The 12,328-nt window shown below is 32.2% G+C and carries 8 protein-coding genes and 1 pseudogene; 4 read left to right on the forward strand and 5 right to left on the reverse strand.

Annotation, left to right across the window (positions count from 1 at the left end; translation table 11 throughout):
- Positions 1-4,370: SprB repeat-containing protein (locus tag QZZ53_RS14850; protein WP_296386111.1), on the reverse strand; the 4,370-nt coding region annotated here is incomplete at its 3' end.
- Positions 4,371-4,704: 334 nt separating this feature from the next.
- On the opposite strand from QZZ53_RS14850, the gene QZZ53_RS14855 reads away from it, so the two are divergent.
- The 4 genes from QZZ53_RS14855 to QZZ53_RS14870 all read left to right on the forward strand — a co-directional run bounded on the left by QZZ53_RS14855 (position 4,705) and on the right by QZZ53_RS14870 (position 8,787).
- On the forward strand, positions 4,705-5,190 hold the full coding sequence (locus QZZ53_RS14855) for a histidine phosphatase family protein (protein ID WP_296386113.1): 486 nt from the start codon (positions 4,705-4,707) through the stop codon (positions 5,188-5,190).
- Complete coding sequence (gene ppk1, locus QZZ53_RS14860; protein WP_296386115.1) at positions 5,190-7,244, forward strand: polyphosphate kinase 1; 2,055 nt, start codon at positions 5,190-5,192, stop codon at positions 7,242-7,244. Before QZZ53_RS14855 ends, ppk1 begins: the two co-directional genes overlap by 1 nt.
- Before the next feature lies 1 nt (position 7,245).
- Positions 7,246-8,151: a rod shape-determining protein gene (locus QZZ53_RS14865; RefSeq protein WP_296386117.1), complete on the forward strand. Its 906-nt coding sequence runs from the start codon at positions 7,246-7,248 to the stop codon at positions 8,149-8,151.
- A 105-nt stretch (positions 8,152-8,256) separates the two neighbouring features.
- Positions 8,257-8,787 (forward strand): porin family protein, encoded by a 531-nt coding sequence (locus tag QZZ53_RS14870; RefSeq protein ID WP_296386119.1) that lies wholly within the window; start codon positions 8,257-8,259, stop codon positions 8,785-8,787.
- A 47-nt stretch (positions 8,788-8,834) separates the two neighbouring features.
- Here the strand turns inward: QZZ53_RS14870 and QZZ53_RS14875 are convergent, their stop codons facing one another.
- The 4 genes and pseudogenes from QZZ53_RS14875 to QZZ53_RS14890 form a co-directional block, all read right to left on the reverse strand.
- Complete coding sequence (locus QZZ53_RS14875) at positions 8,835-10,343, reverse strand: META domain-containing protein (protein ID WP_296386121.1); 1,509 nt, start codon at positions 10,341-10,343, stop codon at positions 8,835-8,837.
- A gap of 36 nt (positions 10,344-10,379) precedes the next feature.
- Positions 10,380-10,961: a tRNA-(ms[2]io[6]A)-hydroxylase gene (locus QZZ53_RS14880; RefSeq protein WP_296386125.1), complete on the reverse strand. Its 582-nt coding sequence runs from the start codon at positions 10,959-10,961 to the stop codon at positions 10,380-10,382.
- Between the two features lie 2 nt (positions 10,962-10,963).
- On the reverse strand, positions 10,964-11,548 hold the full coding sequence (locus QZZ53_RS14885; RefSeq protein ID WP_296386123.1) for a hypothetical protein: 585 nt from the start codon (positions 11,546-11,548) through the stop codon (positions 10,964-10,966).
- A gap of 4 nt (positions 11,549-11,552) precedes the next feature.
- A pseudogene (locus QZZ53_RS14890) lies at positions 11,553-12,328 on the reverse strand (DNA polymerase III subunit gamma/tau); the annotation flags it as partial.

Below are 12,328 nucleotides of genomic sequence, written 5' to 3' on the forward strand. Positions count from 1 at the left end.
ATTGTTTTTGTATTACCACAAGCTGCAGTTTCTACATCAGATTGAGAAATCGTCACTGAACCACAAGTATCAGAACCAGTAGCCACACCAGTGTTAGCAGTTGTTTCATCTTCGGTACACTCAATAGTAACATCAGCAGGAGCAGAGATTGTAGGAGGTGTTGTGTCTTGAACAGTTATGGTTTGGTCAGCAGACGTTGCATTACCACAATCGTCAGTAGCCGTCCATGTTCTTATAATTGTTTTTGTATTACCACAAGCTGCAGTTTCTACATCAGATTGAGAAATCGTCACTGAACCACAAGTATCAGAACCAGTAGCCACACCAGTGTTAGCACTTGTTTCATCTTCTGTACATTGAATAGTAACATTTGACGGAAGTGTAAGCGTAGGAGGTGTTGTATCTTGAATTGTAATTGTTTGCGTCGCAGTTGCAGTATTATCACAATTATCGGTAATTGTAAATGTTCTTAAGACTGTAATAGGGCAATTATTAGTTGATGTTATAACATCAATATATGTTATATTCTGAATATTAAAATCATCAGAAGCATTGTAATTTGCATTGGAAACAAAAGTTAATTGTACATCACCAGATTGAGTATTACTATATATAAATACAGCATTTCCATTAGTAATGTCAACATTAGAGCAGCCTTCAATTGTAATGGTAGCTGGTACTGTTATTTCAGGACTCTCAATATCATCTGTTCCAATTGTACCATTAATAGTAAAGGTACATCCATTGGCATCTGTAATTAAAATTGTATAATTCCCTGCAGCTAAGTTTTCAAATAAACCACTAGATTGTGATGTTGAACCATTATCTAATGAATACGTATATGGAGGAATTCCACCAGTACCTTCAGCAGTAATACTACCAGTACTTTCACCTAAACATTCAACATTTATAATTTGAGTAATTGAACCTGAAACATTTTCAGCAGGTTCATTAACTGTAGATTGATTTGTTGCAGTACATCCATTAGCATCTGTAACAGTTACCGAATATGTTCCAGCTACGACGTTCACTAAATCTTCTGAAGTTGCACCAGTATTCCAAAGGAATGTATATGGTGAAGTTCCTCCATTAACCGTTAAATCCACAGACCCTGTATTATCATCTTTACATAATATATTAGTTACTGCAATACCTGTGCTCAGAGCGTTTGGTTCATTAACAGTAATAGTGGTATTCTGAGTACAAAGTGTTGTTTGATCAGTTACAGTGACTGTATAATTTCCAGCTGGTAATCCTGATACACTAGGTGTTGTATTTGGTAAAGTATCCCAAGAATAAGTAAAAGGTCCAATTCCATTAGAGACTACAGATGTAACACTACCATTACTTTCGCCATTACAAACTACAGGAGTAGATGTTCCAGAGATTGATAAATTATTACAAGTTCCTGGATTGACAGAAACAGTATTTGTATCTGTACAACCGTTAGCATCTGTAGCAGTTACAGTATATGTGCCAGCAGATAATCCTGATATGTTTTGTGTTGTTTCACCACCTGGTGACCATAAGTAAGTATATGGTTCTACACCACCAGTTGCAGTTGCACTGGCTGTTCCATCACCTGTATTTGGTCCAAGTTCATCAGTAGATGAAGATGTTAAATTTAAAGCATTATTTGGTTCTGTTATTGAAATAGTTTCTTCAACAGCTTGACAAACAGTACCATCAATAGTTACACTAACATCATATACACCAGCAGTAATATTGTTTATTGTACTAGTAGTAACTCCAGAATCAACTTGACCATTACTCCATGTAAATGTAAAAGTAGCTCCTGGATTAGCATTTGAGTTTGCAGAAACTGTTCCTGAACCTGAAGCATCACCAACACATAAAACATTTGTTGTATTATCAATTGATATTTCAGCATCACAAGTATTTGTACATACAATTACAATGCTTTGTGTAAGTGGACAACCGTTTGTATCAGTAACAGTTACTGAATGTGTTCCAACAGGAAGGTTAGTTGCATTTGCATTTGTTTGATTACTAGCTGAGGCACTCCATAAATATGTATAAGGAGCAGTACCACCAGAAACATTTGCTGTAGCTTCACCATTAGTACAGCCTTGTGCAGTATTTGAATCAACTTTACTAATATTAATACTTAAAGGATTGGCAGGTTCTGAAATTGTGGTATTTGCTGAAACGGAGCATCCGTTTGTGTCAGTTACTGTAACATTATAAGCACCAGCTACAACATTTGTTAAATTTTGACTCATTGAAGAGTTACTCCAAGAGTATGAATAAGGTTGTGTACCACCAGTAACTTCAATTGAAATATCACCTGTAGCTTCGCCAGCACAATCAATGTTATTTACGTTTGTAATTGAAACTTCTAAAACAACGGATTGCGAAATCGTTTGATTTACAGTAATTGTACAATTATTAGAATCAGTTACAAGAACAACATAATTCCCAGCAGCTAAGTTTTCAAATAATCCGTTGGTTTGGCTTGTAGCTCCTGCATCAATAGAATAACTATAAGACGGAGTACCACCTGAACCAGTAACTGTTATATTTCCAGTTGAGTTTCCATTACAATCTACATTGGTGAAATCTGTCACAGAAGCAGTTAATATGTTATTTGGTTGTGTAATGGTTGCTTGATTAGTTGTAGTACATCCATTTGCATCTGTAATGGTTACATTATAATCACCTGCAGTTAAACCAGTTTGATCTTGATCAGTAGAACTATTATTCCAAAGTACTGTATATGGAGCAGTACCACCACTAATGGTTAAATCAATAGCTCCTGTGTTATCTCCATTACAAAGTACATTAGTCGTAGAACTTATTGATGAGGTTAAGGATTCTGAAGGTTGATTAACAGTAAAATCATCAGATATAGAACATCCATTTGCGTCTGTAACAGTAACAGTATATGTTCCTTCGAAAACTCCGGATATATCTTGCGATGTTGCTGAGTTACTCCATACATAAGTATAAGGTGGAGCTCCACCAGAAGGAGAAATATCAATGGCTCCAGTTTCTTCTAGTTTACAAGAAACATCAGTTATGATTCCTGTAAGTTCTAGATTGTCCAGAACCACCGGAATAGAATTCATGTTTTGACATGTAGTGAAAGTACTTCTTACATATACGGTATATGAACCCTCAGATAAGCTATTAAAATCTGGTGAACTTTGATAAGTGCCGCCATTTATAGCATATTCATATTCCGCACCTAAAGGACTAGTTACAGAAATTGTGAAATCATCATTTGAAGATCCACAACTAATACTTGCTTCAGGAATAGGCGGTAGGTTTACAAAATTTATAATCGCAGTTGCTCTATCACAGACTGTATCGTTTGGTGCAGGTAAACAAACTTCATATTCAAAAGTAACATTACCTGTATAACCAGAAATTGGTACATAACTATATGTACCATCTGAATTTAAAGAAAAAGTTTGTCCGCTAGGAGTAGGACCAGATACTAAACTGTATGTTGAATTATCAGGTACATTATTATTAATGCTTAAATCGCCACTATATTTGGTGTCTATACAGTTCATGTTTTGTTGATCAACTGCATATTTCTGAAGTAAAAAGAATTTACCATCACCATGATCTCTTGTTGCTCCAACGAATTCAATCCTCGTAATCATTGATCCAGTTGGTGCAATATCGCTTAAGTAAAATAAACCAACACCAACGGTTTGTCCGTTTTCATTACAACGTCCAGATTGCCAATAATCAGAGCCATTGATAGGTGGTGCAAAAGTACAATTACGATAATTTCCAACATTTCTTACGAAAGTCTCACCTAACTTTTGTTCTAGACCTCCACCAGCTGGTATTCCCCATATTTCAACATAAAAACAATTATTCCCACCTCTTTCTGTAACAGCTAAAACACCATCTTGGTTGGATGGAATAGCCGGACTGTAAAAAATAGTTTGCTTTTGAGCGTCAGTTGTTAATGCTGCATTAAAATCTGTACAAATATTTCTACCATTAGAACTCGCATTAAAATAATGATTTAAGTTTTTATCTTGAAATGCATTTGTTGCATTTAGATTCCAATTTGCTGCATTACTATTGCCTCCAACATTGTTACCATTTTGTTTTATTCTATTTGGATTATGACCATCAGGACCTAAACGAGTCATTTCATAACTCGTAGGTACAACGAATGTATTATAAACAACACCTCCTATTGTAATAGACTGAATTGTAGCTGCATCACTATTGTTTGCTTGTGTATCTGCCCATTGAAATGTAACACCAGTTTGTATAGAAGGTGATTGCTGGGCAGATAGTAAACTTGGTAAAACCACAACAAGAGCTATAACTATAGCTTTTATTAAGTTTACGACTGAAATACAATTGTATTTGTTTTTCATACTGTATATATAATAACTTATAATGTCTACGATATTGTTAAATAATAAATAGCATTTGAACTACAGATAAACCCATAGCATATAAACTATTCACATCACAACAATATTGTTATGTGTTTTTTTGTCAAAAATAGAGGGAAGTATTTTTAAAGTAAATGAAATATAGAATGGACTAATATATTTTTGATTTGGGGTCATTTACATTAATTTTACAAAACAAAAGAACTTATAACTAAGATCATAAACAAATATTAGAGTTAAAAGGGGCAAATTAACCGTTAAAACGGAATTATGCAACATTTTGTCGAAAAAAAATGCATTTAATCGATATTACATGAAGGTAATCGTACTTATTAGACATGGGAAATCCTCATGGGAATTTAATGTCTCTGATCGTGAAAGGCCATTAAAACCTAGAGGTAAGAAGGATGCTAAATTAGTTGCTAATCAATTTATTAATGAAAGTAAAATACCCAAACACATTTTCTCTAGTCCTGCAAAAAGAGCCCTAAATACCTGTGGAATTTTCGCTAAATCACTGAATTTGGCAGAAAACACTATTATAGTTACTGAAGAATTATATGATTTTGGAGGTGAAAGTGTGATCAGTTTTATTAAAAATTTACCTAATAATTATGATGAGATAATGATTTTTGGACACAATCATGCTTTTACATCTATTTCTAATATTTTTGGCAGTATTTTTATCGATAATCTTCCTACAAGTGGATTAGTGAAAATTAGTTTTGATATAGATAGTTGGGCAGAAATTAAGCAAGGACAAACCAAGTTATTGCTTATTCCTAAGGAATTAAAATAATGACAAAAGACAAAAACATATATATTAATAGAGAGTTAAGTTGGTTACAGTTTAATGCTCGTGTGCTCCAAGAAGCTGCAGATAAAGATGTTCCTTTAATTGAACGTCTAAGATTCTTAGGGATATTTTCAAATAACTTAGATGAATTCTTTAAAGTTAGATACGCAACCGTAAAACGAATTTTTGAAGCAGGAAAAGGAGGTAAAAGTGAATTAGGAGGTATAAAAGCAGGTGATCTTTTAGAGGAAATAACTAAAATAGTTATTGATCAGCAAAGTGAAAGCCTAGAGATTCTAAAATCAATTGATTTAGAATTAAAAAGTGAGAACATTCATATTATCAATGAAACTGAGATAGATTCGGATCAACACGATTTTATAAAGAATTATTTCTATCAAGAAATAAGCCCAGCGTTAGTTGTCATTGTATTAAACGAAGAGATAGAATTACCTGAGTTAAAAGACAGTGCAGCATATCTAACTATAAAGATGTCTAATTCTAGTGGAGATGATCAGTATGCGCTAATAGAGATATCGAAAGCGATGGATCGCTTTATTGTATTACCACCAAAAGGCAATGCTAATTATATCATTATGGTAGATGATGTGATGCGCCATTGTTTAGATGAAATTTTTAATATTTTTAATTATGAGACGATAACAGCTCATATGATAAAGATTACGCGTGATGGTGAATTAGACTTTGATAGTGATTTAAGTAAGAGTTTTATTGATAAGTTATCGGATAGTGTAAAGGATAGACAAAGTGGAGATTTAGTACGTTTTGTACACGATAAAAGTATAGATAGAGATACGTTAGCCTTTTTGTTAGAGCGCATGGAGATTGATGCCAACGATAGCATTATACCTGGTGGTCGTTATCATAATCGTAGAGATTATATGGATTTCCCAAGTTTAGGAAGAACCGATTTACTTTATGACAAAATTATGCCACTTCCTGTTGAGGGTTTAAGCCTACAAGAAAGTATTTTTAAAACTATTGCTAAGAAAGATTATTTAGTTTATGCGCCTTATCATACGTTTTCTTATGTGGTAAAGTTTTTGAGAGAAGCAGCATTAGATCCAAAAGTTAAGACTATAAAAGTTACAATTTATAGACTGGCTCAGATATCTCATGTAGCTAGCTCATTGATTAATGCAGCTAAAAATGGTAAAAAAGTTACCGTTTCTATTGAACTTAGAGCACGATTTGATGAAGAAGCAAATATTAACTATGCTGAGCAAATGCAGGATGCTGGCGTAAAAATGCTCTTCGGTGTATCTGGTCTAAAAGTGCATTGTAAGATGTGTGTTATAGAGCGAGAAGAGTATAATAAACTAGTGCGCTATGGATTTGTGAGTACTGGTAATTTTAATGAATCTACAGCTAAATTCTATACTGATTTTACATTATTAACGGCTAATTCAAAAATTCTTAAGGATTTAAATAAAGTGTTTGACTTTTTTGAAGTGAATTATAAAATCAACAGGTATAAACATATAATTACATCACCACACTATACAAAGTCTAAGATATTTGCTTTAATTGATGATGAAATTGAAAATTCTAAAAAAGGTAAACCAGCTTACATAAAACTAAAAATGAATAGCATTAGTAGCTATAAAATGATAGATAAGTTGTACGAAGCTAGTAGAGCAGGTGTAAAGATACAAATGATAATTAGAGGTCTATGTTGTTTAGTGCCAGGTGTAAAAGGAATGAGTGAGAATATTGAGATAATTAGTATTATTGATAAATTTTTGGAGCATACGCGTTTATATATATTTTCTAACAACGATAATCCTAAAATGTATATATCTTCGGCAGATTGGATGACTCGTAATATTGAAAATAGAGTAGAGGTAAGTTGTCCGATTTATGATGTAGATATTAAAAAAGAAATGCAAGATTTATATGATATTTGTTGGAATGATAACGTAAAAGCTCGTGTTATTAATGAAACTCAAGACAATTCATATAGAAAAAACGATAAAGTAAAAGTAAGAGCACAATTTGATACTTATAAATATTACTTAAATAAATTTGAAGGATAAGATGCTGAAAATAAAAAAATATGCAGCAATAGATATTGGATCGAATGCTGTAAGATTATTAATTTCTAACATCATAGAACAAGATGGTAAATCGGTTGTATTTAAAAAGAATTCATTAGTGCGTGTACCTATTAGACTAGGCGCAGATGTATTTGTGAAAGGAGAAATATCTGAGTATAACCAAGAACGCATGGTAGATACGATGATGGCATTTAGCCTAATTATGAAATCTCATGGAGTTGCTCGTTATAAAGCTTGCGCAACATCTGCGATGCGAGAAGCTAATAACAGTAAGCCACTATCTAAAAAAATCCTAAAGACCTGTGGCATTAATATAGATATCATTGATGGAGAAGAAGAAGCTGCAATAATTGCAGCAACAGATTTAAATACATTTATAGACCCTAACAAAACATACTTATATGTTGATGTAGGTGGTGGAAGTACAGAATTTTCAATAATTCATAATGGAGAGAAGGTGAAATCCAAATCATTTAAAATAGGTACTGTAAGACTATTAAATGATATTGTGAAAAATGAAACTTGGAAAAAATTAGAAAGTTGGATAAAAGAAAACACCAAAAAGTATTACAAAATAGAATTGATTGGCTCAGGTGGAAACATCAATAAAATATTTAAAGTTTCTGGTAAAGATGTTAGTAAACCACTAACGTATTTCTATTTATCGAGTTATTATAAAATGCTTAAAAAATTCTCTTATGAAGAGCGCATTACTAAATTAAACTTAAATCAAGATAGAGCAGATGTTATTATTCCTGCGACACGTATTTATCTTTCTGCTATGAAGTGGAGTGGCGCAAAAGATATTTATGTGCCAAAAATTGGACTCTCTGATGGTATCATAAAGAGTATGTTTTATGAAACAGTATCTAGTGTTGAGGTATAATAGTCCGCTTAAATGTATGTTTTTATAGATAAAATGTATAAAAAGTCATATTTTATCAAAAAAATAAGAATTTAAAATTATATTAGCCATCTCAAATTGAAAATTATGAAAAGATATTTATTTGCCTTAGTATTTGTTTGCTTTACAACTATTTGTATGTCTCAAGAGATAAGATATGGTGTAAGAGGCGCCCTTAATGTATCTAATCTAGACTTTGATCCAGATGCAAATTTTGAAAACCAACATCGCAACGGTTTTGCTTTTGGTGGTTTTGTTGATTTCGGATTAACAGAAGATGTATCTCTATTAACAGAGTTACAATGGTCTGCAGAAGGTGGTAAAGATGAATCTATTAGAGCAGACTATATTCAGCTACCAATTTTAATAAGATTATCAGTATCTGATCGCTTAACACTTGGCGCTGGACCACAAATCGCTTTGAAAACATGGAAAAATAAAGATGCATTTGCAACCTTTGCTTTTTCTGGTGTAGCAGGTTTAGAATATATGATTACAGATGAATTGTTTGTAGACGCCAGAATTTCGTATGGTTTTTCTAATGTTTTAGATAAAGATTTAACAGACGTTACAGCTAAGAACCATGTATTGCAATTTGGATTTGGTATTAAAATCTAAAAGAATATTATAAAAATATATTGAAAGCCTTAACTCATGTTGAGGCTTTATTTTTTTATAAATTTTATAGTAGAAATAGGTTGATTATTATGACTAAAGCTTATAAAATATAAACCTGAAATTAAGCGATTAACATCAATCGAGTCACTTTCTAATTGTGATGATTTAATAGTTTTTCCTCCAATACTATAGATAGTGTATTCTATAGATTGAACAGTAATAAATTCGTTAAAGTTTAAGAGCAACTCACTTGTAACAGGATTCTCTCTTAAAGTTATATTATAATTATTAATCTCATGGTCATCAACAGAAAGTTGCTGTCTACTAAATATTAGTGTATCTCCTGGTGAACGCGTTTCAGGATTTGGTATACTTGTTAGTACTAAATTGTTGCCATCATCAATAATTTCAAAAATAAACCTATTTGATGTATCATCGCCTAATAGGGAAAAATATATAACTTCGAAATCTGTTTGTGGATCACAAATATCTGTAGTTTGCGTAAACTCCGTAATGGTGATAAAATCATTTCCTTGGTTGTAAGTTCCAGTATAATCATTACAATCACCAGAACCATAGAATTCTAATGTTTCAACCATTAGTCCGTTAAGTGTTGGGTCTAAAGTTAGATGAGCGTCACTTTCTGGTGAAACCTGATAAGTTAATCCATTACTATTTATCGTTTGTAAATACCAAGTTCTATTTAAAACTGAGTTTGGCTCTATTTTTCCATAAACTATAGAATCACCATTAACTTTAGTTAAAGTTAAAATTTGATCTATAGGTGTATCTTGTATATCATACGTGAAGGTGCTTGTATCAAAGTTATCATGGTTAAATAAATTTAAGTAAGTCATTTCGAAACCATTTCTTGGTCCTGGACAATCGAGTAGAGTTGAACCTCCAAGTGTCATTTCTATAATTTGGTCATTAACGTCATAGCTACCAATGAAGCCATTACAAGATGATGTGCCTTGAAACTCGGAATAACCATTTGTTTCTTCTAAAAAATTAATTGGCAAGTTTCCAAAATTATTGTCATAATGTATGCCTTCAGATGTCAAAGAATATAAAAACCATTCTCCAATAATTTCTGGAGGCGAGTTTTGTTTTGTGAAATATCCCCAAACTCCTTCAGATATGCCGTCAATTATTGTAGTATAACTGAGTTCTAAGGATGTTGTAGTACCATCATCAGAAATTGTATACATTAGGTTTTTTGCACTACCAGCACTATTGCCCAAAAGATTATACATAGCAAATTCAAAACTTTGACTTTCATCACACTCTTCAGGATTCCATGATGTTTGTGCTAATGCAATTGAATTCTCAGAATTTGAAGGTGTATAAAATGTTTCATAAGTATTTCCGCAAAAACCATTAATGGTTGCGCTATTTGTGTAACCACTAAAATTTACTGTAATTGGATTGATTGGGTTCTCAAATAAAATATCATAATCAAAAATTGAATCTAAAGTCCATTGACCCAATAAAGCCTCATCTTGAGAATAACAAATTGAGGATAAGAAAATAAAAATTAAGTAGATTTTTTTCATAAAGTAAATTAATAGCTGTTGTATAAAGCTACAAAATTATCCATGAATCGTCTCTTTATTACCTAAATTTTTAATGATTTTTGCTTCATAATCAAGGAGTTGTTGCCATTTTTCATCAACTTCCTTTCTTTCTCCATATTGTCTAGCAAAGTTTAAAAACATGGTGTAGTGTCCAGCTTCACTAATCATAAGTTTCTTATAAAACTTAGCAAGTTTTTTATCTTCTAGTGCTTCAGATAATAATCTAAAACGCTCACAGCTGCGCGCTTCAATAAGTGCAGCATATAGTAACCGATGAACCAATTGTGTTGTTCTGCTTCCACCTTTTGGAAAGAACTTTAAAAGGGAAATAACATAATCATCTTTACGATCTCTTCCAAGCGTCCAACCATGTTCAAGAATCTTATCATGTACCATTTTAAAATGGCTCATTTCTTCATTAGCAAGCTCTATCATTTCTTGCACTAAATCAGTGTACTCAGGAAAACTTACAATTAATGAAATCGCTGTACTCGCTGCTTTTTGCTCACAATACGCATGATCTGTAAGAATGTCTTCAATGTTCTTTTCTACAATGTTTACCCATCTTGGGTCTGTTGGTAATTTAAGTCCTAGCATCATTAGTTTACTTCAACTTGTACAATACTCGATTGTCCGTTTTCATTTATAAATAGTTTATATAATGCATACCTATCAGATTCTGGTATGGCATGCATAATATCGATGAGTACTACATTGGTATACGATGGATCTTCATTTACTTGGATCGATTTTAAAACGGCCAACTCATCAAAATTATATAAGTCTGAACCTGATACTAATTTAGAGTTATAGTTGAAAGCTTTATTCACTTTTGTCTTATCAAAACTTTCACTATAGATGAGCTTATTGTCTTTAGTAACGTTGATTTCAAATTTGAAGTTTCTATAATAGGTTTGATAATTAATTGTGTCTTTTATTTTGCTAAAAAGTACACTATTTTCCATATCTGCATAGGTCTTTATTTTTACACGATAACCATTGCTTAATAAAGTGTCAACCTCACTTTCAGCATAAGTTTCAGGATGGTAAACATCAACTTCAAAACTCACCTTTTTTTTAAACTCTTCGATGCTCTCAGATAACGCTTGATTTTGAGTTTTTCTACCCTCACAACTTGTAAACCCAATAACTAAGATTAATAAAAACCCAAATAAATTTCTCATAGAATTAAATATCTAACCCAAATGTTTGTCTTAAGATTTCAATATTTGGATTTTTTTCTTTCAATTTTTCGTATTTCTCTTGTGGTGTAAATGCATACTTTTTGGCGATTTCTTCGTTTACTGTAATGTCTAATTTTAGATCGTAATTAAGAAGAGTTTTTTTTAAAAAGGTCATCAACGGAAATTCGGCACGTTCTAATTCAATCTTATTGGTATTATTAGAATAGGTTAGATAAATCGTTGTGTCTTTCAATTTTGGTTCATCCATTTGCAAAATTGAAGCCATAATTTTTTCACCTTTTCTATCCATTTGAGCCGTATATTTTTTCCAAGCTTTAATTAATGCCTCTTGGGTTACAGGTTCTTTTGGTAAGTCATCTTCATCAATTATCACTTCCATCTGACGAATAAGATGTTCTTTCTTTTCTCTTATACTTTTTAAAGATAAACCAGATGTACTTTTTTTAGGTTTTTCAATAGAAATCTTTGGAATAGAAACAGGCTCTGCAACAGCTGCAATTGTATTTTCTATAGCCACTTTTTCTTCAACTAGAGGTTTTGTTTTAGTTACTGTAGTTGCAGCAATAAGCTTGGTAACAGAAATCGGAGTAATTCCTTTAGCTTTAAAGTAAGATGGTGGAATTATGAAGTGCTTATTGTTTTTTTTTTCTCCATCAAAAGTGATAGAGGCAAGTTGCATAAGTGTGAGTTCAACGAGTAAGCGTTGATTTTTACTGGTTTTATACTTTAAATCACAATCATTAGCAATATCTAATGCTT

It is taken from the genome of Winogradskyella sp., assembly GCF_016744625.1.
Taxonomy (GTDB): Bacteria; Bacteroidota; Bacteroidia; order Flavobacteriales; family Flavobacteriaceae; genus Winogradskyella.